We start from the raw sequence: 21769 nt of genomic DNA, 5'->3' as shown, positions 1-21769 counted from the left end.
GGCAAAAAACGCACGTGCGGCTCGCCACGTTGATCTGACTGTTTGAAAGGAAAGTGAGTATGACCACGCAACAAGCCGCCCAAGCGGGCGATACCGTCCAGGTGCATTACAAAGGGACACTGGCCGACGGCAGCGTCTTCGATAGCTCCGAAGGTCGCGATCCCCTCCAGTTCACACTGGGGGCTGGACAGGTGATCCCCGGCTTCGAGAAGGCGGTCGAAGGGATGCAGGTAGGGGAGCGCAAGACCATTACGATTCCTGCCGACGAAGCCTACGGGCAGCGTTCGGAGCGCGCGATGCTGCAAGTGCCGCGTGAACAACTGCCACCCGAAATCGAGCCGGAGGTTGGGCTGCAACTGGTGATGCAGCGCGCAGACGGCCAGCAGATTCCGGTCGTGGTTGCCGAAGTGACCGAAACGCACGTGACGATCGACGCGAACCATCCGCTTGCGGGCCACGACCTGACGTTCGAAATCGAGTTGGTGGCGGCTGATCGCGCCGCATAAATCGGGACGGGTGGCCGATGAGGAAGGCGCAGCGCGTCGACCTGCACAGCCACTCGACCGCGTCGGACGGGGTTTTGACCCCGTCCGAGCTCGTCAAAAGGGCTGCCCAGAACCGAGTGGCCCTTTTTGCGCTCACCGATCACGACACGGTGTCTGGTCTTGCAGAGGCCCGGCTAACGGCCAAGAGATTGGGGCTTCCCTTTGTCGCGGGTGTGGAAATTTCCGTTTCGTTCGCCGGGGAGACCATTCACGTTGTTGGACTGGGTATCGACGAATCGGCGCCAGCGTTGACTGCGGGGCTCAAGCAAGTACGGCGGGGCCGCACGGCGCGCGCGCGCAAGATGGCCGCCGCACTCGAAGCGTGTGGCTTTGCCGGTGTCTGGGAAGGGGCTTTGCGGTTCGTGCGTAACCCCGATCTGATCAGCCGGGCCCATTTTGCGCGCTACCTCGTGCATGCGGGCCATTTTCCGTCGATGAACGCGGTTTTCGCCCATTACTTGGCGAAAGGAAAACCGGGGTACGTGGACCACCACTGGGCAACACTCCAAGAAGCGGTTTCGTGGATTCATGCCGCTGGCGGCGTGGCGGTGGTGGCGCATCCAGGGCGTTACCGCTTGAGCGAACGCGAATGGAACGCACTTCTTGCCGAATTCGTCGATCTGGGGGGTGACGCGATCGAGGTGATTACCTCGGCGCACGATCCAAACGCCACCAACCATTGGGTGCATATCTGCCGCCGCTACGGTCTCGCTGCGTCCCAAGGGAGCGACTTCCACGCGCCAGAGGAATCACCGTGGGATTTGGGCGCTCTGGGCCACACGTTGCCAGACGACCTCGTTCCCGTCTGGCAACGGTGGCAATAGCGGCTCGTTAGCGTTTGCGTTTGGGCGGTAGGTCGGTACAACTCCCTTCGGCTACCTCTGCCGCCATCCCCACCGACTCACAGAGGGTGGGGTGGGGATGGATCGTGTGCGCGATATCGGCGACCTCTGCGCCCATTTCGATCGCCAAACAGATTTCGCTGATCAATTCCCCAGCATTCACCCCAACGACGGCACCGCCGACGATCCGCTTCGTTTCGGCATCGAAAATGAGCTTGGTGAACCCTTCGTCGCGGCCGTTGGCGATCGCCCGCCCCGATGCGGCCCACGGGAAAGTGGCCACTTCGACTGCGCGCCCCTGCGCTTTCGCCTCGGTTTCGGTCAAACCGGCCCAGGCGATCTCTGGGTCGGTGTAGGCGACCGACGGGATCTGCAATACGTCGAACGCCCGCTTGTGTCCGGCCGCAGCCTCGGCCGCAACGTGCCCTTCATGCACGGCTTTGTGCGCGAGCATCGGCGCTTCTGCCAAATCCCCGATCGCGAAGATGTGCGGCACGTTGGTACGGCGCTGGGCATCTACCGGGATGAATCCCCGTTCGTCGATGGTGATACCGGCCGCTTCCGCGCCGATCGCTCGCCCATTCGGCCGCCGACCGACCGCAACCAACACCAGATCGTAGCGTTGGGCTCCTTCGGGTGCGTTCGCGCCTTCGAAACTGGCCCAGATGCCGTCGTCTTTGGCTTCGAGCGCCGTTGTGCGGGTGTTGCGGTAGAGTCCAGCAAAGCGCTTGCCGTTGACCTTTTCCCACACCCGCACCAGATCACGATCGGCCCCCGGGATGAGATCGGGGCTCGCTTCGACGACATCGACCTGTGCACCGAGGGTGGCGTAGACGGTGCCCATCTCCAGCCCGATGATGCCGCCACCAACGACCAGCATCCGCTTGGGTAAGAAGGGAAGCGCAAGCGCACCGGTGGAATCCACCACACGGGGGTCTTGGGGTTGGAAGGGGAGACGAATCGGCTCCGACCCGGCAGCGAGAATCGCTTGCTCGAAGGTGAGCGTGAGCGTTTCACCCGTCGGTCGGCCGTTCGGACCCTCGGTCCGTTCGATCGCCAACGTGCTGGGCCCCGTGAGTTTCCCGATGCCCTGGATGTGATTGACCTTGCGCGCTTTGGCCATTCCCGCCAGGCCTTGGTTGAGTTTTCGCACCACTTGGGCTTTGTAGTTACGCAGGCGGTCGAGATCGATTTGCGGCGCGCCGAAGGTGATGCCGGCTCGGTCGAGATGACGCGCTTCGTCGATCACCGCAGCGACGTGCAGCAGTGCTTTCGATGGGATACAGCCCACATTGAGGCAAACGCCCCCAAGGACGGGGTAACGTTCGACGATCGTTACCTCAAGACCAAGATCCGCTGCGCGAAATGCGGCAGAGTAACCGCCTGGACCGCCACCAAGCACCAGCAATTGGGTTTTCATGCTCATCGTCTTCTCCCGTCTCGGTTAGAGGAGCACCCGCCGGAAATCGGCAAGGAGTTGCGTGAGCAATGTCGTGAAGCGGGTGGCGTACGCGCCGTCGATCACCCGGTGATCCGCGGTAAGCGAAAGCGGCACGATCAGGCGAGGAACGAACGTTTCGCCGTTCCAGACTGGTTTCATCACCGCTTTATTGACGCCCAGGATCGCCACTTCTGGGGCATTGACGATCGGGGAGAACCCCGTTCCACCGATGCCGCCCAGGCTCGAGACGGTAAAGGTTGCCCCTTGCATCTCAGCGGGCGCGAGCTTGCCGGCGCGCGCTTTCGCAGCCAACTCCGCGGTTTCGCGTGCGATCTCGACCAAGCTCTTTTGGTCGGCGTTCTTGAGCACCGGCACGACAAGCCCGTGCGGAGTATCCGCCGCAAAGCCGATATTCCAATAGTGCTTGAGCACGATGTTGTGCCCATCGAGGCTCGCGTTCATCTCCGGGAACCGCTTCAACGCCGCAACGCAGGCCTTGATGAGGAACGCAAGGAGCGTGAACTTCACGCCTTCGCGTTCGTATTCGCGGTTCAGTTGTTTGCGGAACGCCTCGAGTTCGGTGATATCCGCTTCGTCATGGTAGGTGACCGCGGGAATCGCAACCCAGTTGCGCGCCAAATTCGCTGCGGAGATCTTGCGGATTCGCGGCAGTTCTTTGATTTCGATCGGACCGAATTTGGCGAAGTCGACCTTCGGCCACGGCGGCAAGTCGAGCGCAAAACCGCCACTGGTTACCGCGGGGGTTTTGCCTGGGACCACGCCGCTCGTCATCGCCGCTTTGACGAAATTGCGGACATCCTCTTTGCGGATCCGGCCGTTCGGACCGGTTGGGGTGACAAAGCGCAGGTCTACGCCCAGCTCCCGGGCATAAGCGCGAACGGCGGGACTCGCATGGACCTTCGCACCCAACGAAACGCCGGGTAACGGCTCGGCCAGTGACGGCGCGGCCGGCGCTCGCGACGCGGGTGCGGCGGCTGTGCCCACTGAAGACGAAGCCGACACCGTTTGCGCGGGCGTGGGCGCTGGCGTAGCTGACGTGGCTGGCGTTGGCGAAGATTCTGTTTTGGGTTGTGCGGAGGTACTTGGGGAAGCCTCTGGGGGCGCAACGTGGCTTTCGTCCGGGACGACGATCGCAACCACGTCCCCTTCGTTGACCTTGTCGCCCACTTTGACGCGCACTGCTTTCACGACCCCCGCGACCGTAGCTGGGACATCCATCGTGGCCTTTTCGGATTCCAACGTACAGATCGGATCATCGACCGCGACCCTTTGCCCCGGGGCAATCATCACTTCGATCACCGGTACGTCGTGGAAGTCCCCGATATCGGGAATCACGAGCGCGACTTCTTGCGGTTGGGTCGAGGGGGGTACGGTTGCGCCTGCGGCTGCAGGCGATTCGGCCGACGCTGGGGCAGATGCGGCGGGTGCAGAGACTGCGCTGGGTTCGGTTGCGCTGCTTGGTGCCGCGTCGCTGGCTTGCGCTGCTGTCGCTGTGGCCGACGTCGCGGATTCGGCCTCCCCAGAGGCCTCGGTTTCGATCACGACCAATGGCGTGCCTTCATTGACTTTGTCGCCGACCTGCACCTTCACTTCTTTGACGATACCGGCAACGGTGGACGGGACGTCCATCGTCGCTTTTTCGGATTCCAGCGTACAGAGGGGGTCATCCACAGCGACGCGTTGTCCGGGCGTGACCAAAACCTCGATGACGGGAACGTCGTGAAAGTCGCCAATATCGGGGACGGTAACGGTTACCAATTTGCTCATCGCCGCTCCTCCTTACACCAGGCGGGGGTTGGGTTTTTCAGGATCGATGCCGTATTTGACGAGTGCTGCGGCAACCAGCTTGCGATCGATCTCCCCATCGTCGGCAAGCGCTTTCAATGCGGCGATCGTGATCCAGTGTCGATCCACTTCGAAGAAGTGGCGCAACTTCTCGCGGGTATCGGAACGCCCAAACCCGTCGGTACCCAGTGTGAGATACGTTCGTTTGACGAAAGGCCGAATCTGTTCGGCAAAGAGACGGACGTAGTCGGTTGCCGCTACGACCGGCCCCGGATGGTTCTCGAGCTTCTGCTCGACGTGGGACTTGCGGGGCGCTTCCAACGGGTGGAGGAGGTTCCAGCGGACACAGTCGTGGCCATCGCGCGCCAATTCGGTGAAACTTGGGCAGCTCCAGACGTCTGCGGCTACGTTCCAGTCACGCGCGAGCAACTCTGCGGCAGCGATCGCTTCGCGTAGGATCGCCCCCGACCCCATGAGCTGGACACGCGGACCGTCGAGGTTGTCCGGCGCGGCCTGGAAGAGATACATCCCTTTGAGGATATCCTCACGGACCGTCTCGCTTTCCGGCATCGGCGGATGTTCGTAGTTTTCGTTGAGCACCGTGATGTAATAGAAAACATCCTCTTGTTCTGCGACCATGCGCCGCAACCCTTCTTGAACGATCACGGCGACTTCGTATTGGAAGGTGGGGTCGTAGCTTACACAATTGGGGACAGCGGCAGAGAGCAGATGGCTGTGGCCGTCTTCGTGCTGCAGCCCTTCACCGTTCAACGTGGTTCGACCCGAGGTGCCGCCGATCAGGAACCCGCGGGTGCGCTGATCCGCTGCGGCCCAAATGAGGTCCATGGTGCGCTGGAAGCCGAACATCGAATAGAAGATGTAGAACGGGATCATCGGCACGCCATGGACGCTGTAGCTCGTTCCAGCGGCGATGAAGTCGCAGACGGCTCCCGCTTCGTTGATCCCTTCTTGAAGGATTTGGCCGTCGCGTGACTCTTTGTAGAACATCAACTGGTCGTGGTCTTCGGGAACGTATTTTTGCCCCTCTTGGCTCCAGATCCCGAACTGACGGAACATCCCTTCCATCCCGAACGTCCGCGATTCGTCGGGTACGATGGGGACAATGTGTTTGCCGAGCTGTTTGTCGCGCATCAGTTGGATCATGATGCGCACGAGTGCCATCGTCGTGGAGATTTCCCGCCCCGGTCCCGTTCCGGCAAAGAAACTTTTGAATGCATCGAGCGGGGGAACCGGCAAGGTGATTTCGGATTTCGTTCGACGCTGCGGGAGATAGCCCCCAAGCGCTTGCCGCCGCTCCTGCATGTAGCGGTATTCAGCCGAGTCGGGTGCAAAGGTCAGGAACGGCAGTTCATCGAGTTTGTCGTCGGGCACAGGCAGTTGGAAACGATCGCGGAAGCGGCGGATCGCGTCGTGATCCATCTTCTTTGCCTGGTGGGCGATGTTCATCGCTTCGCCCGCTTGTCCCATTCCGTATCCTTTGATTGTCTTCGCAAGGATCACGGTGGGTTGCCCTTTATGTTCGACCGCAGCTTTGTACGCGGCAAAGACTTTGAAAATGTCATGACCGCCGCGGTTGAGCTGCCAGATCTCTTCGTCGGTCCAGTCGGCAACGAGCGCTTTCAGTTCGGGGGTATTGAAGAAGTGCTCCCGGACGTACGCACCGTCTTTCGCTTTGAACGTCTGGTAGTCCCCGTCGCAGAGCTCCATCATCCGCCGTCGGAGGGCACCGGTTTTGTCGCGAGCAAAGAGCGCGTCCCAATGGGTACCCCAGATCACTTTGATCACGTTCCAACCCGCACCCCGGAATTCCGCTTCGAGCTCCTGGATGATCTTTCCGTTGCCGCGCACCGGCCCGTCGAGCCGTTGCAAATTGCAATTGATCACGAAAATCAGGTTGTCGAGCTTTTCCCGTGCTGCCATTCCGATCGCGCCAAGGGTTTCGACTTCGTCGGTTTCCCCATCCCCGATGAAGCACCACACTTTGCGCTGTTCGTGTTTTGCCGGATCGACCAGGCCACGGGTGATCAGATATTTGATGAAACGGGCTTGGTAGATGGCTTGGATCGGGCCCAGCCCCATCGAAACCGTGGGAAACTGCCAGAACTGAGGCATCAGCCAGGGGTGCGGATAGGAAGAGAGCCCTTTCCCGTCGACTTCGCGCCGGAAGTTGATCATCTGCTCTTCGGTCAATCGCCCAAGCAGAAAAGCACGTGCATAGATTCCCGGGGCCGAGTGCCCTTGGAAGTAGACGAGGTCGCCGCCGTGGTCTTCGGTTGGCGCGTGGAAGAAGTGGTTGAAGCCAACGTCGTAGAGCACCGCTGCCGAAGCAAACGAGGCGATGTGGCCACCCACGTTGCTGTCGCGATTGGCGCGAACAACCATCGCCATCGCATTCCATCGGATGTAGGAATGGATTTTGATTTCGAGATCCGGGTCACCCGGGTACGGGGGTTGTTTATCGGCAGGGATCGTGTTGACGTATGCCGTATTGGCGGAATAGGGGATGTCGGCACCGTGTTCGCGCGCTTCACTGATCAGCGATTCGATCAGATAGTGCGCGCGCTCCGGCCCTTCGTGCTCGATCACGCCATCGAGCGCTTCCAACCATTCTTGGGTCTCTTCAGGATCGGGATCGTTTTGCAGAATGATTTGACGATGACGTTCAGCCATGGTGGTCCCTCCTAGGTCTTACTGGTGGTCATTCCGTATGCTAAAACAAAATTCCACGATATGCAATACTGCAGTGCAGCAATCGCGTTGCCGCAGTTTCCATGCCCCCCATGATAGGATTCGCGGCACCCGAAAGCAAAAACCATTCGATGATGCAATGAGACGTAACAAGGAATGGGCATGAATCAGCCCGATACCTTCGCGATGGTCGCGATTGCGCTGTTGACGGCGGCCGTGGTTTGGTTGAGTTGGCTCCAGCGCCGGCAACACCTTCGGCTGCAACGGCTGCTTCGGGAGCGCGATCGGCTCTTCCACTTTTCTTTGGATTTGTTGGCGCTCTTGACCCCTAAAGGGGAGTTCCAGCAATGTAACGCTGCATTTACCCGGGTGTTGGGTTATACCGAGCGGTTGCTGCTGGGGAAATCGCTCTTCGATCTCACGGTGCGTGACGATTGGCCGCACGTCGACGAAGCAATGGCTTTTCTGCGGCAAGGCGAACCGGCTTCCTTCACGGTTCGCATGAAGACCCTCAACGGCGCGCATCGCTGGCTCTCTTGGCACATCAACCCGGCGCCAGACGATGGGGTTTGGTTTGCCGCTGCCCACGATGTCACCCAACAAAAAGAGGTAGAAGCTGCGTTGCGCTCCGAAATGGCGTTTCGCCGAGCCATGGAATCGTCGGTGAGCCTTGGACTGCGCGCGACCGACCTCGAAGGGCGCATCACGTTTGCCAACCCAGCCTTTTGTCGCATGGTGGGCTTCGACCGCGATGAGCTCGAAGGCAAAATGCCACCGTTTCCCTACTGGCCTGAAGAGGATTGGGATTTGTGCCAACGTACCCTGCAGATGGTGTTGGCGGGGCAAACGCCACCCGAAGGGTACGAGATGCGCATCAAACACAAAAACGGTGAGCGGCGTATCGCCCGCTTTTACGTTTCCCCGCTGATCGACGAGAGTGGCAAACAGAGCGGATGGATGGCGGCAATTCTCGACATCACCGAACAGAAGCGAACCCGTTTGGCACTGGAAGCGGCCCAACAGCGGTTCGAAACGGTGCTCGATGGTGTCGACGCACTGGTTTTCGCTGCCGATTGGCACACCGATGAGCTCCTCTTTGTCAACCGTGCGTTCAAACGGGTCTTCGGTTTCGATGCGTTAGGGAAACGCGCGCGAGATCTGGGGGCACCCGCCATCCCGCCTCCGGAGAGCGATCCGCCGAAACCGATGAATACTGCGGAGCATGTTCCAGAAGGTGTTTGGCAAGGAGACTGGCAGCACCCCACGAGCGGACGTTGGTACCATCTGCGCGAACAATTGACGGCATGGGTCGATGGTCGCGTGGTGCGGATGGTCGTCGCTACCGACATAACGGCACAGCGTGAAGCGATCGAAGCGGAGTTGCAGCAAATGGCGCAACTCCACCAGACGGCGCGTCTCATCACGCTCGGTGAGATGGCCTCGATGCTGGCGCACGAGTTGAACCAGCCGATCGCAGCGATCGCCAACTACTGTCGTGGTGCGCTGTTACGGTGGCGGCAAGGCCGCCTCGATTCGGAGGTGGTGGGTGAGGTGTTGCAAAAAGCGGCGGAACAGGCGGAACGAGCAGGTACCATCGTCCGCCGCATTCGGGCTTTTGCCCGGCAATCGGCACCACAACAACAGTGGGTCGACGCGGTGACGATCGCGCGTGAAGCGATCGAACTGCTGCGTGTCGACGCGCAACGGCGTGGGATTACCGTGCGGACGCAATTGCCTCAGAATAGGGTGATGATTTCCGCGGACAAAATTTTGCTCGAGCAGGTGCTGGTCAATCTCATTCGCAACGCGTTCGACGCGATGCAATCCGTTCCGCCGAAACAACGGGAATTGACCTTGATGGTTTCAGAAACGGATGAGGAGGTCTGTTATCGCATTGCCGACCGTGGGGTTGGCATCAGCGAAGAGGTTCGAAGCCGCCTGGATACGCCGTTTTTTACGACCAAACCGGACGGTTTGGGGTTGGGGTTGCGCATTTGCCGCGCCATCTTGGAAGCCCATAAAGGACGCTTGGCACTGTTGGCCAGACCGGGCGGTGGTACGGTTGCCGAGGTATGGTTGCCGCGTGCGCAAGGAGGAGCGAGCCATGACGCGCAAGGATGAGTGCTGCTATCGCACGGTGCATGTCGTCGATGACGACGATGCTCTACGGGATTCGCTGGTTTGGCTGATCGAAGGGGCCGGCTACGCGGTGAACGCCTACCCGGACGCCGAATCGTTTCTCGACGCCCTTTCCGTGATCGAACCCGGTTGTATGGTCAGTGACATCCGTATGCCGGGATTGAGCGGTCTGCAACTGTTCGATGCGCTCAAGGCGCGCGACGTGCCGTTCCCCGTCATCTTCCTCACCGGTCATGGCGACGTACCCATGGCTACCGGTGCGCTTCGTGCCGGTGCGATTGATTTTCTCGAAAAACCGGTCGATGAAATGGTGCTGCTGGCCCGTATCGAGGAGGCGTTGGCGCGTCTTGCTGCCGAATGTTCGGAGCGTGCCGCCAAAGAGGCGTTCGCCGCGCGGCTTGCCAAACTGACGCCACGCGAACGGGAAGTGTTCGATCGCGTCGTTTCGGGTTATCTCAACAAACAGATCGCAGACGAACTCGCGATTTCGATCAAAACGGTCGAGGTCTATCGAGCGCGCGTCATGGAAAAGATGGGGTGTCGGAAAGTGGCCGAACTGGTTGCGCTCTGGGCGCACCATCAGCAATCCAGCGGTTGAAGAGCCGTCTGGCGGCCGCCGCCGTTTCGCTCGCAGTAAGACCAACGGGGCCGACCTCCATTTGCGCAGCATCCTCTGCCGCTCTGCCATGTAAGTACGCAGCAAACGCCGCCGCAGCGACGCACGGCCAGCCTTGCGCAAGCAGCGCCACGAGGATTCCGGTGAGGGTGTCTCCCATCCCGCCGCTTGCCATCCCGCCGTGCCCTGTGGGGTTGATCGCCCAGTGACCGTGCGGGGTCGCGATCACGCTCCCACACCCTTTGAGGATCACGACACATCGGTAGCGGCGCGCGATCGCCACCGCGGCGGCGATTCGGTTTTTCTGAACCTCACGCGGCGGCGTCTGCAAAAGCTGTGCCGCTTCGCCGGGATGCGGCGTGAGCACCGTGGGAGCGCGTCTTTCGGTCACGGCGCGTTGCAGGGTCGCGTGCTGTGCAAGAAGGTTCAACCCGTCGGCGTCGATTACCAATGGGACGGATACAGCTAGCGCCTCCTCAAGCCAGCGCACCGCATCGCTCGTCTGCCCCAGTCCGGGTCCGATCGCGATTGCGGAAACCGTTTGGGGAAGTGCCGTGGGCCACATCACCTCGGGTAGGGTCGGGTCGAAACGCGGAGCCTCTTTTGCCAGAGTGATCGCGGAGACTTTACCCGAACCCAGGTAAAGAGCGCTGCGTGCCGCCAGGTGGAGCGCACCGTGCATACCGGATGCGCCACCGATGATCACGGCGTGGCCAAAGCAGCCTTTATGGACATTGCGTTTGCGCGGGGTCAGCCATGGGGAGAAAAGGGCTCGGTCAAGCAGGATTCCTGCACTGGCTGGCGCGGACGAAGCGGTTTCGTCCCACGATTCCTCATTCGCAAACAAGGCATACTGTTGTTGGCTGCATTGTGCGGCGATCTCGTCATTCAGACCCAAAGGGTAAACGGTAACCACTCCGGCGACGTCCGGCCCGTCGTGGGTATGGAGCCCCGGTTTGTCGGCAAGAAAGGTCACGGTCTCGTGGGCTTCAAAAACGGCATCACCGACCCGCATGCCCGTGTCGGCGTCCAGCCCGCTCGGCACGTCGACCGCAACCCGAATCGCCGTTTGGCTCAATGCCCAATGAATCCACTCCCGGTATGGGCCCGTGATCGGTCGTGTCAGACCAATACCAAAGAGCGCATCGACGATTACCGGTGGGCGATCGGCCACGAGTGGTGGCGGCGCGTTGTGTGTCTCGCCGCCAGAAGCACGCCAATCCTGCCAGGCAGTTCTCGCTTCCGGGGAGATGCGTTCGGATGGTTCAAGGGCCACGACCGTCACGGAAAACCCTAGCTCGTGCAAGCGCGTAGCGGCAACGAGTCCGTCACCGCCATTATTGCCCGGGCCGCAAAGCAAGACGATGCGATGACCCTGTTCGGCCCACCGGCGCAAGTGGTTCGCGAGCGCCGCGCCAGCCCGTTGCATCAATGGAATGTGCGGCAGAAAACGCGCTTCGAGCGCCCGAATCGCGTTCACCGTCAGCAACAGCCGTGCTTCTCGTTTCACCGTCACTTTCGCCATTTTCCTTATGCTAAAATTATCCGCTTAGCATACCGCAAAGCAAGGAAAAACGGATGGAAGACCAAAACGTTCAGAACTTGGAACCGAACACGGAAGCGGCCCCTGCGGCGGAAGCGGCAGCGAACCCGTTGGAACGGAAAGTGACGCTTCGCATTCCGGCTGAACAGATCGCGAACGAAACGCAGCGGCTCATCAAACAGTATGCGCGCAGTGTGAAAATGCCGGGTTTTCGCCCCGGGAAGGTGCCACTCAAACTCGTCGAGCGGATGTATGGCAGCGAAGCCCGTTCGGAGGCGCTCTCCAAAGCGATCGAAAAGGCGCTCACCGAAGCGATCCAGCAAGGCGAATACCGGGTAGCGGGTGGCTATCGAATCGATCCAGTGGGTGATGAACCCGCTGCGGAAGGGGAATTCGTCGTCGAAGCCGCGTTCGAAATCTACCCCGAAATCGAGATCGTCGATCTCAAAGAGGTCGAAGTCGTCAAGCCGGTGGTCACAGTCGATGATGCCGCGGTCGAGCGCACGATCGAGGTGCTGCGCAAACAACGCGCGACGTTTGTCGAAGTGGATCGGCCCGCCGAAAAAGGGGATCGCGTCACCGTCGATTTCGTCGGTACGCTCGACGGGGAACCCTTCGAAGGGGGCAGCGCAACCGACTACGTTTACGTGATCGGCGAAAGCCGCCTGCTGCCCGAATTCGATACCGCACCAGTCGGTCTCAAAGCGGGTGAAAAAAAGACGTTCGACGTCACCTTCCCAGAACATTATGGCGCCGAACACTTGGCTGGCAAGACGGCGCAATTCGAACTGACCGTGAAGAAAGTCGAAGCGCCGCAGTTGCCCGAAGTGGACGCCGAGTTCGCGAAATCGCTCGGAATCGAAGACGGTGACGTCGCAAAAATGCGCGACGAGATTCGCGCGAGCCTCGAGCGGGAGGTCAAAGCGCGTATCGACAGCGAGGTCAAGCGTCAAGTGTTCGACCACCTGTTGGCGAAACACGATTTCCCCGTCCCGCAAAGTTTGGTGGCAAGCGAAGCCCAAACGTTGGCCGAAAACGCGAAGCGCGACCTTCAAATGCGCGGGATGAAGGTGGATAACCTCCCCGTCGATCCCAAGTGGTTCGAAGAAGAAGCGCAGCGCCGTGTGCGTCTTGGCCTACTGATTGCGGAGATCGTCAAACAGTTCGAACTCGTTGCGAAACCGGATCAGGTGCGCGCGCTCATCGAAGAGATGGCGCAAAACTACGACGACCCACAGGCGCTCGTGAAGTGGTACTATGAAAATCCGCAGCGCCTGGGTAACGCCGAAGCGGTGGTGATCGAAAACAACGTCGTCGGGTGGGCGCTCGAGCGGATGACGGTGAAAGAGGAACCGCGCGATTTCGAATCGTTCATGAACCCCAACGTCGCCGCTTGAACAACGAAAGGAAAGTGAACCGGTATGAGCGAACCTCTGGGATTGGATCTCTATAACCTGGGCCTGGTGCCCATGGTGATCGAACAAAGTGGTCGGGGCGAACGGGCCTACGACATCTACTCGCGGCTTCTCAAAGAGCGGGTGGTGTTCCTGGTGGGGCCCGTAAACGATGCGGTTGCGAACCTGGTTGTTGCGCAGCTGCTTTTCCTGGAGTCCGAAAACCCCGACAAGGATATCCACTTCTACATCAACTCCCCCGGAGGTTCGGTGACGGCTGGTATGGCGATCTATGACACCATGCAGTTCATCAAACCCGACGTCTCCACGCTCTGCATCGGCCAAGCCGCGAGTATGGGGGCATTCCTTCTTGCTGCGGGCGCCAAAGGGAAGCGTTTCGTGCTGCCCAACGCCCGCGTGATGATCCACCAACCGTTGGGCGGTGTTCAGGGGCAGGCCACCGACATCGAAATCCACGCCCGAGAAATCCTCAAACTCAAGGCACGGTTGAACGAACTGCTTGCGCACCACACTGGGCAGAGCATCAAAAAGATCGAACGCGACACCGAGCGGGACAACTTCATGTCGGCCGAAGAAGCGGTGCAGTACGGTCTCGCGGACAAAGTGCTCACCCGCCGCGGCGAGGAGTAAACGATGGCGCGATCTCGAAACCGCGACCTCAAATGTTCGTTCTGCGGCCGCACCCAAGACGAAGTCGATCACCTTTTGGCGGGGCCAAGCGGCCTTTACATTTGCAACTACTGTGTTCAAGACGCCTATCAGGCGATTTTGGACGACGATTTGGGCCAAGGCGAACTGGACGGCGGCGCAGCAACGGCGCCGTTCGAGCAACAAAAGCTGCCGACTCCTGCCGAACTGGTTGCGTACCTCGATCAATACGTGATCGGCCAGGATTACGCCAAAAAAGTCTTGTCGGTGGCCGTCTACAACCACTACAAACGGCTTCGTAGCCAAAGTCAAGGCAGCGAGGTCGAGATCCAAAAAAGCAACATTCTGCTGATCGGCCCAACCGGATCCGGCAAGACGCTGCTCGCGCAGACGCTCGCGCGCAAACTCGACGTTCCCTTCGCGATTGCCGATGCGACCACACTCACCGAGGCTGGCTATGTCGGTGAAGACGTCGAAAATATCCTGTTGCGTCTGCTGCAAACGTGTGACATGGATGTCGAACGCGCGCAGCGCGGCATCATCTTCATCGACGAGATCGACAAAATCGCCCGCAAATCGGAGAATCCCTCGATCACCCGCGACGTTTCGGGTGAAGGGGTGCAGCAAGCGCTCCTCAAGATCATCGAAGGAACGATTGCGAACGTCCCGCCGCAAGGGGGGCGGAAAAACCCCCACGGTGAGATGATCCAGGTCGACACTTCGAACATCCTCTTCATCTGTGGCGGCGCGTTCGAGGGGTTGGAAAAGATCGTCGAACAACGTGCCGAAGCAGGCGGCATCGGTTTCGGGGCTACGGTGAAAAGTCGCCAGCAACGCAAACGCGATGAACTCCTGCGCATGGTCGAACCCGAAGACCTGGTGCGTTTTGGTTTGATCCCAGAACTGATCGGGCGCCTGCCAGTGATCGTCCCGCTGCAAGAACTCGACGAATCGGCGCTGATGCGCATTTTGGTCGAACCCAAAAATGCGCTGGTGAAGCAGTTCCAAGCGCTTTTCGCGATGGAAGGGGTCGAGCTCGAATTCACCGAAGGGGCGATTCGCGCGATTGCGCAACGGGCGATCGAACGCAAGACCGGCGCGCGCGGTCTGCGCTCCATTCTCGAAGCGTTGCTGTTGGACGAAATGTACGAATTGCCGTCGCGCACGGGCATTGCGAAGATCGTGATCGACGAAGCGGTGGTGCGAGAAGGCGCTCCGCCAAAACGGATTCCCCGTGACTCGGAGTCATCAGAAACCGAAGCGGCAACTGCACCCTCCGACCGACAAGCGAGTTGAACGGCGCACCTTTCCACCGTGGGTAATTTGCGTTTTCGCAGCCCGAGAGCGTCTTGCCGCTCCCGGGCTTTTTACACCTCGACGGAACCTTTTCGGGCGACTTGAATTCAGAGAACCAGACCCCCATGATAACGGGTAACGAACCCACAGATGAGAAGGAATCCACGATGAGCGAACAAACGATGATCGAGCAAATCGAGCACTATCCGGTGTTGGCGCTACGCGACGTAGTCGTCTATCCGGAGATGGTGATCCCGCTCTTCGTCGGCCGGCCGAAGTCGATCAAAGCGCTGGAGCTGGCGATGGAGGAAGGCGGGCAAATCGTGCTCGTCGCTCAGAAAGAGCCAGAACATGAAAATCCCTCGCTCGACGACCTCTACCGTGTGGGCTGTCTGGGCCAGATCATGCAAATGATGAAATTGCCCGACGGTACGGTGAAGGTGCTGATCGAAGGCAAATCGCGCGTGCGTCTCGTTCATCTCGAAGACAGCGAAGCAGTATTGTTGGCACGGATCGAGCCGCTCGTGACCACCAACGAAACCCACAGTGAGATCCCCGCGCTGCGCCGGGCGCTGCTTTCGGCGTTCACCGAATATGCGAAACTCAACAACAAACTGCCGCAAGAGCTGATCAATTCGGTGAGCCAGATCGCAGAGACCGAAGCGCTCACCTTCGCGATTGCAGCGCACCTTGGCGTCAAGCTGGAAAAGAAACAAGAGATCCTCGAGATCGACGACTTGGCACAGCGGCTTGAGCGACTGCTCGCGTTGGTCGAAGGCGAACTCGACATCCTGGAGACCGAGCGGCGGATTCGCCAACGGGTGAAGCGGCAGTTGGAAAAGAACCAGCGCGACTTCTACCTCAACGAACAGGTCAAAGCAATCCAGAAAGAGCTGGGCGAAGCCGACGAACAGGCGGAACTCGACGAACTCGAAAAGAAAATCAAAGCCGCAGGCATGCCAAAAGAGGCCGAAGAGAAGGCGCTCTCTGAACTCAAGAAACTGCGCCTGATGCAGCCGATGTCGGCTGAAGCGACCGTGGTGCGCAACTACCTCGATACCCTGGTGCAATTGCCGTGGGCGAAGCGCACCAAAGTGGCGCTCGACCTCAAGAAAGCGGAAAAAGTCCTCGACGAAGACCACTACGGGCTGGAGAAGGTCAAAGAACGGATCCTCGAGTACCTGGCGGTGCAAAAGCGGGTCGACGTCGTCAAGTCGCCGATCCTCTGCCTGGTTGGCCCTCCCGGTGTCGGGAAGACCTCGCTTGGGCAGTCGATCGCGCGGGCCACAGGACGAAAATTCGTGCGCATGGCGCTGGGTGGTGTGCGCGATGAAGCCGAGATTCGCGGCCACCGCCGCACCTACATCGGCGCGCTGCCGGGCCGCATCATCCAGAACCTGATCAAAGTCGGCGTGAAAAACCCGCTCTTCCTTTTGGATGAAGTCGACAAGATCGGGATGGATTTTCGCGGTGATCCCAGCTCGGCGCTCCTCGAAGTCCTCGACCCCGAACAGAACCACGCGTTCCAGGACCATTACGTCGAGCTCGACTTCGACCTTTCGGAGGTGATGTTCGTCGCCACCGCCAACACCTTGAACATTCCGGCACCGCTCCTCGACCGAATGGAGGTGATCCGGCTTTCGGGCTACACCGAAGACGAGAAGATCGCGATCGCCGAACGCTACCTACTGCCGAAGCAGATGAAAGCAAACGGCTTGAAAAAGCGCGAATTGAGCGTCACCATGGAAGCGATTCGCGACATCGTTCGCTATTACACCCGCGAAGCCGGCGTGCGCAATCTCGAGCGTGAAATCTCGAAGATTTGCCGGAAAGTGGTGAAAGGGATCCTTACCAAAGCGCTCAAAGCACCGGTTACCGTGACGCCGGAAGACCTCGAGAAATACTTGGGGGTGCGTCGCTACACCTTTGGCGTCGCCGAAAAAGAGAATCAGGTGGGCCAAGTGACCGGGTTGGCCTGGACCGAAGTCGGTGGCGAACTCCTGACGGTAGAGGCGGTGACGCTTCCGGGCAAAGGCAAAGTGATCACCACCGGCAAACTGGGCGAGGTGATGCAGGAGTCGATCAAAGCGGCGCTTACCGTCGTCCGCAAACGGGCCGAAGCGTGGGGCATTGCGCCGGATTTCTACGAAAAAACCGACGTGCACGTCCACATGCCGGAAGGGGCGATCCCCAAAGACGGCCCGTCGGCCGGGATTGCGATCACGACGGCGCTCGTCTCATCGCTCACGGGAATTCCAGTGCGGTGCGATGTCGCAATGACCGGTGAAATCACGCTGCGCGGTGAGGTCTTGGCAATCGGTGGTCTCAAAGAGAAACTGCTCGCGGCAGTCCGCGGTGGTATCCGCAAGGTCCTGATCCCAGAAGAGAACGTCAAGGACTTGGCGGAAATTCCGGACAACGTGAAGAATGCGCTGGAAATCCAACCGGTGCGCTGGATCGAGCAGGTCTTGGAGGCGGCGCTCGAACGCAAACCGGAGCCGCTGCTCAAAGTCGAAGAGCCTCTGACAGCCAAAGTGGCAGAGTCTTCCGCGGTCTTGACCAGCGGGAACGAAGGCAAGCGAGGTGCACGCAAAAATTTGAAACACTAAGGTATAATAGCGGGCTTTCGGCGGGTGCTTAGCTCAGTTGGTAGAGCGTCGCCCTTACAAGGCGAATGTCGGCGGTTCGAGTCCGTCAGCACCCACCACCCGCACCGCTTGACCTGTGCCCAATCGTCGTGACGACGCATACCCGAACGTTCGCTGTGATCCCCGCCGCGGGCATTGGCGCGCGGATGAGCGCAGCGCTTCCCAAACAATACCTCCCTTTTGCCGGTGCTCCGCTCCTTGTGCGTACCCTGTCACGCCTCTTGCGCGTGGGCTGGATCGAACGTTGTTACGTCGTCTTGGCGCCCGATGATCGATACTGGGATACGCTCGTTACCCCCCACCTTGCCCAGCTACCTCCAGCGTTCGCTGTCGCCGAACGGCTCCGCGTCGTGCGGCTGGGCGGTACAACGCGCGCCCATTCGGTTCGTGCAGGCCTGCGCGTGGCGCATGCCGAAGGCTTTGGCGACGACGATTGGGCGCTCGTTCACGATGCAGCGCGCCCGTGTCTCACCACAGAGACGATCGAACATCTCCACGGATCGGTCGGCAACAGCAATGTGGGTGGCTTGATCGCGATTCCTGCAACCGATACGGTCAAGGTCGCGACCCCACACACGTCGCCTAACAGTTTCCCCGTCGTCGAACGGACCGTGCCACGTGAGCGCATCTGGCTTGCGCAGACCCCGCAGCTCTTTCGTCTGGCCGTGTTACGCCAAGCGCTCGACCGTTTTCCCGATGCCACGGATGAAGCCAGCGCGGTCGAACGCCTTGGGTTGCAACCCATCTTGGTGAAAGGGCATTGGAGCAACCTCAAGGTGACGCTTCCTGGCGACTTAGAACTGGCGCAAGCGATTTGGTCGTTACAAGAGGATTCGCTTTCTGATGTCGGATAATCCCAAAACGAATCGCGAAGCGCGACCGGTACACGCTCCTCCTTTTCGAGTGGGAATCGGGTACGACGTCCACGCGTTGGTGCCGGGGCGGCAGTGCGTGATCGGCGGGGTCGTGATTCCCGCGCCGTTCGGTCTCAAGGGTCATTCGGACGCCGACGTGCTCGCGCATGCGATCACCGATGCGGTTTTGGGCGCCGCGGCGTTGGGCGATATCGGCGCGCTTTTTCCCGACGACGATCCGCGCTGGCAAGGCGCAGACAGCCTTGTGCTGCTGACGCAGGCGTGGCGCCGTGTCGCTGCGTTGGGTTGGCAGCTCGCGAATCTCGACGCGGTGGTGATCTGTGAACGCCCGAAAATCCTGCCGTACGTCGCAACGATGAAGGCGCGACTGGCTGCCGCGCTCGACTGCGATACCGAACAGATCCAGATCAAAGGGAAAACGCACGAAAAGCTGGGCGCATTGGGGCGGGGAGAAGGGATCGCGGCGCAGGCCGTAGTGCTGTTATGGCGAACGCCGTAACGGGGTGTTTCGTCATGACGGCACCGGAGATTCCCGACGCTTCAGAAAAAATACGTCTTTTTCTGGCGCTTCCCCCACCGGACGCTTGGCACCGTGAAGCGGTGCGCCTTGTGAACGAAGCGCTTCGTGCGCAAACGGCGGCGCACACCTTTCGCCTGGTACCCGCGCGCAATTGGCACGTGACGTTACTTTTTTTCGGCGAAGTGCCCTGCGCTCAGCTTTCGCAGTTGCACGAAACGGTGCAAGGGTTACCTGCGACACCGCGCGTGCCGCTCGTCCTCGATCGTATCGCGTTTTGGTCAAACGCTCGTGTCGTGGTCCTCACCACCGATCGGTTGCCAGCGGCTTGGCGCGATTATCACCAGGCGCTCATCGCGGCGTTCCAGCCGCTTGGCGTCGTAGACGAAAAGGGGCGCCCTTGGCGCCCGCATTTGACGTTGTTGCGCGGGGTACGCGCATGCCCCGCGTTACCTGAGTTGCCACCGTGTCGCTGGCAACGCCCCATCCGGCCGCTCCTTTACCGTTCGCATCTGGGCCGCGCTGGGGCGCGCTACGAAGTACTCGGGTGAGGGTTCACGCAGCGTACCGGATCGACTCGGCCAACCGTTCGCCGAGCGTGCGCTCATCCTCCTGCGTATAGTCTTTGTCGATGCTCTTTTCGACGAGTTTCGCGGTAGCAGCATCGAGCGCTGCGATCAACACTCCCTTGAATTGGGGGGCTGCCGCAACGATCAACCGTTCGAATTGTTGTTGTACGCGCCCCTCTTTCAGGTACGCGGCGATCTCGTGCGCAAAACGCTGGGCTTCGACGGCTTTCGGCGAGATCCGTTCACCGTCGTGCGGCGTTGCCGCACCGCCATTGTGGTGTTCTTTTTGTTTGTCCGTGACCAGGTCTTGATTCCGTAATCGGCTTTCCGGGTGGCTAAGGGTTGTGATCAACGCCAATTCTCCTTTCGCATTCAGTGCTTGGTAGATTTTCGCCGTACTTGCGTTGGCAACGACCACCCAGGTTTTTTTCATGATGCCTCACTCCTTTCCGTTGGAACGACAGGCTCTGAGCCATTGCGAGCCGGGTCGAGCCCGGTTACCCGGCTCCATTCTAAATATAGTCGCTCATCCCAATACTTCAAGTTTGTGGGTGTCAAAAAGAAGGCTTCCGCGGTTACCGCGACGAATTCGGCAGGATCGGTGAGCGCGTAGTCGTCGAACGGCAGCGTACCGCCTTGACGCACCGCGCGGTGCGCGGTATCCCAAGCCGCTTCCCAGTGCCGATTCCAGAGTCCGTCGCAAGCGAAATCGACGCGGTGCGCCAACTCGTGAAGGATCACCGCCCAGCGTTCGGTGGGGTCAGGCTGCCAGGTGACGAGGACTGGTCCTTGTTCCCAGGTTTCGCCGTCCAGCGTATCGTCCCATTCGCTTTCGATCCCCGCCTCCGTGTGGAGCTGGCGGCGGACTCGGAACGGGGCCGGGTAGAGGATCACCCCCACGAAATCGCGATAGAGCGCAAGTCCGTGACGATACGCCAAAAGCGCAGCCCCCCAGGCGACGGTGCCAGCGATTTCCGCTGTGATCGCGAAGCCATGTGCCCCCCAAAAACGCTTTTCGTGCAGGAAAGCCTCGGCAAGCCGTTGTAAGCGATCAAATTCACTCGTGGTGACCGCAAACGGCAAGGACGCTGCGATCGTGCGCCAAAAAGTGGCGTTCTCTGCATAAGGCAAGCGCCCGTCGTCTGTTTGCTGCCGGCTGGGAAAGAGCGCCCGACGCACCGCGCCGAACGTTGCGCGCCAAAAGCGGATCATCGGGAATGCCCTATCCGGGAAGGAGATGTCCTAGGAAGGGTGATGAGAATCCCAGCAAAGACCAGGACAAACCCCATGGCGTGGTACCACTGCGGACTTTCGCCCAAAAAGAGAATCGAAAGCAGCGCCGCCAGTACCGGCATCGCGTAGAGGAAGAGGCTGCCTGTGCTCGCGCCAACGACCGCAACCGCGGCATTGTAGAAAATGTAGCCGAGAAAACCGGGAAAGAGACCGGTATAAGCCATCACCAGAAGCGTCGTCAGGGAAAGGGTGGGGACTTTGCCCAACCCGTAGTGTTCCCACAGCGTGAACGGGATCAAAACCACGATACCAACCGCGATGTAAAAGAGCAGCTGCACGAGGGGGTCGATCCCAGCGGGACGGCGACGCAACAATACCGTGTAGAGCGCCCAAGAAAACACCGCTGCGAGCATCCAGAGGTCACCCCGGTTGAATTCGAGTTGCGCAAACAACGTCCAATCACCACGGGTGATCACGGTACCCACTCCCAACAACGCCAGCACGATGCCGACCCCTTTGCGCCCGCTGAGTGGCTCATGGACCAGCACTGCGGCAAGCAGCATCGTCGCAATCGGAATCAACGTGTTGAGCAAAGTGGCGTTGATCGCGGTCGTGTATTGCAGTGCCATATACGCAAAAGTGTTGTAGCAACCGACCCCCAACACGCCCAAAAGGGTCAGCAACCGCCAGTGCGTTTTTATCTGTGGCCAGTGCGTACGCCAAAGGGGGAGCGCAAACGGAAGGCAGAGGAAAAACGCGATCACCCACCGGGCCATCGCGAGCTGGATCGGGGGTAAATCGTCGCGAAACGCGCGTGCCAACACCATGTTTCCCGACCAAAAGGAAACGGTATAAAACAAGAGTGCGTAAGCGTGACGCAGAGCTGCAGCGCAATGGGATAATCGCATGATCGAAGTTTCGCACAAA

Annotated in this window: 18 protein-coding genes and 1 tRNA gene; 12 read left to right on the top strand and 7 right to left on the bottom strand. The window is 60.0% G+C overall.

Going from position 1 to position 21769, the window contains the following annotated elements; all coding sequences use genetic code 11:
• Positions 1-59 precede the first annotated feature (59 nt).
• The gene (locus HPTL_RS05835; protein ID WP_119335135.1) at positions 60-506 is read left to right on the top strand and encodes an FKBP-type peptidyl-prolyl cis-trans isomerase; all 447 of its coding nucleotides are present in this window, start codon (positions 60-62) and stop codon (positions 504-506) included.
• Between the two features lie 17 nt (positions 507-523).
• Positions 524-1369 carry a 3',5'-nucleoside bisphosphate phosphatase gene (locus HPTL_RS05830; RefSeq protein ID WP_119335134.1) on the top strand — a complete coding sequence of 282 codons (846 nt, stop codon included), beginning with the start codon at positions 524-526 and terminating at the stop codon, positions 1367-1369.
• A 7-nt stretch (positions 1370-1376) separates the two neighbouring features.
• Here the strand turns inward: HPTL_RS05830 and lpdA are convergent, their stop codons facing one another.
• The 3 genes from lpdA to aceE are packed head-to-tail and all read right to left on the bottom strand — an operon-like array spanning position 1377 to position 7325.
• On the bottom strand, positions 1377-2813 hold the full coding sequence (gene lpdA, locus HPTL_RS05825; protein WP_119335133.1) for a dihydrolipoyl dehydrogenase: 1437 nt from the start codon (positions 2811-2813) through the stop codon (positions 1377-1379).
• 18 nt (positions 2814-2831) lie between these two features.
• Positions 2832-4616, bottom strand: coding sequence for a dihydrolipoyllysine-residue acetyltransferase (gene aceF, locus HPTL_RS05820; RefSeq protein WP_119335132.1), 1785 nt, complete (start codon positions 4614-4616; stop codon positions 2832-2834).
• Between the two features lie 12 nt (positions 4617-4628).
• On the bottom strand, positions 4629-7325 hold the full coding sequence (gene aceE / locus HPTL_RS05815; RefSeq protein WP_119335131.1) for a pyruvate dehydrogenase (acetyl-transferring), homodimeric type: 2697 nt from the start codon (positions 7323-7325) through the stop codon (positions 4629-4631).
• Between the two features lie 180 nt (positions 7326-7505).
• Between aceE and HPTL_RS05810 the strand changes: the two genes are divergently transcribed.
• On the top strand, positions 7506-9464 hold the full coding sequence (locus HPTL_RS05810; RefSeq protein ID WP_170141288.1) for a PAS domain-containing sensor histidine kinase: 1959 nt from the start codon (positions 7506-7508) through the stop codon (positions 9462-9464).
• Positions 9448-10080: a response regulator transcription factor gene (locus tag HPTL_RS05805; RefSeq protein WP_119335129.1), complete on the top strand. Its 633-nt coding sequence runs from the start codon at positions 9448-9450 to the stop codon at positions 10078-10080. Before HPTL_RS05810 ends, HPTL_RS05805 begins: the two co-directional genes overlap by 17 nt.
• On the opposite strand, the gene HPTL_RS05800 is transcribed toward HPTL_RS05805, so the two are convergent.
• Positions 10004-11623, bottom strand: a complete 1620-nt coding sequence (locus HPTL_RS05800; protein ID WP_119335128.1) for an NAD(P)H-hydrate dehydratase — start codon at positions 11621-11623, stop codon at positions 10004-10006. The two genes, HPTL_RS05805 and HPTL_RS05800, sit on opposite strands and share 77 nt — an antisense overlap.
• A 53-nt stretch (positions 11624-11676) precedes the next feature.
• On the opposite strand from HPTL_RS05800, the gene tig reads away from it, so the two are divergent.
• From tig to thpR, 8 genes are all read left to right on the top strand, one after another.
• Entirely contained in the window at positions 11677-13038 is a 1362-nt protein-coding gene (gene tig / locus HPTL_RS05795) for a trigger factor (RefSeq protein WP_119335127.1), read from the top strand.
• A gap of 24 nt (positions 13039-13062) precedes the next feature.
• Positions 13063-13686: an ATP-dependent Clp endopeptidase proteolytic subunit ClpP gene (gene clpP / locus HPTL_RS05790; RefSeq protein ID WP_119335126.1), complete on the top strand. Its 624-nt coding sequence runs from the start codon at positions 13063-13065 to the stop codon at positions 13684-13686.
• A gap of 3 nt (positions 13687-13689) precedes the next feature.
• The gene (gene clpX, locus HPTL_RS05785) at positions 13690-15000 is read left to right on the top strand and encodes an ATP-dependent protease ATP-binding subunit ClpX (RefSeq protein WP_119335125.1); all 1311 of its coding nucleotides are present in this window, start codon (positions 13690-13692) and stop codon (positions 14998-15000) included.
• Between the two features lie 167 nt (positions 15001-15167).
• Entirely contained in the window at positions 15168-17609 is a 2442-nt protein-coding gene (gene lon, locus HPTL_RS05780) for an endopeptidase La (protein WP_119335124.1), read from the top strand.
• Positions 17610-17631: 22 nt separating this feature from the next.
• Positions 17632-17707: transfer RNA gene (locus HPTL_RS05775), tRNA-Val, on the top strand.
• Positions 17675-18502 (top strand): 2-C-methyl-D-erythritol 4-phosphate cytidylyltransferase, encoded by an 828-nt coding sequence (gene ispD, locus HPTL_RS05770; RefSeq protein WP_119335123.1) that lies wholly within the window; start codon positions 17675-17677, stop codon positions 18500-18502. Before HPTL_RS05775 ends, ispD begins: the two co-directional genes overlap by 33 nt.
• Entirely contained in the window at positions 18492-19022 is a 531-nt protein-coding gene (gene ispF / locus HPTL_RS05765; RefSeq protein WP_119335122.1) for a 2-C-methyl-D-erythritol 2,4-cyclodiphosphate synthase, read from the top strand. Before ispD ends, ispF begins: the two co-directional genes overlap by 11 nt.
• 14 nt (positions 19023-19036) lie before the next feature.
• Complete coding sequence (thpR, locus tag HPTL_RS05760; RefSeq protein WP_170141287.1) at positions 19037-19591, top strand: RNA 2',3'-cyclic phosphodiesterase; 555 nt, start codon at positions 19037-19039, stop codon at positions 19589-19591.
• Positions 19592-19595: 4 nt separating this feature from the next.
• Here thpR and HPTL_RS05755 read toward each other — a convergent pair whose 3' ends face one another.
• The 3 genes from HPTL_RS05755 to HPTL_RS05745 are packed head-to-tail and all read right to left on the bottom strand — an operon-like array spanning position 19596 to position 21750.
• Positions 19596-20042, bottom strand: a complete 447-nt coding sequence (locus HPTL_RS05755; RefSeq protein WP_119335120.1) for a host attachment protein — start codon at positions 20040-20042, stop codon at positions 19596-19598.
• Positions 20039-20821, bottom strand: coding sequence for a M90 family metallopeptidase (locus tag HPTL_RS05750; protein ID WP_119335119.1), 783 nt, complete (start codon positions 20819-20821; stop codon positions 20039-20041). The genes HPTL_RS05755 and HPTL_RS05750 overlap by 4 nt, the downstream gene beginning before the upstream one ends.
• Positions 20818-21750: a DMT family transporter gene (locus HPTL_RS05745; protein WP_119335118.1), complete on the bottom strand. Its 933-nt coding sequence runs from the start codon at positions 21748-21750 to the stop codon at positions 20818-20820. Before HPTL_RS05745 ends, HPTL_RS05750 begins: the two co-directional genes overlap by 4 nt.
• Positions 21751-21769: the final 19 nt, after the last annotated feature.

The sequence above is a fragment of the Hydrogenophilus thermoluteolus genome (assembly GCF_003574215.1).
GTDB lineage: Bacteria > Pseudomonadota > Gammaproteobacteria > Burkholderiales > Rhodocyclaceae > Hydrogenophilus > Hydrogenophilus thermoluteolus.
The sequence above is the reverse complement of the archived record's forward strand: the minus strand, read 5'-3'. Positions and strand labels throughout refer to the sequence as shown.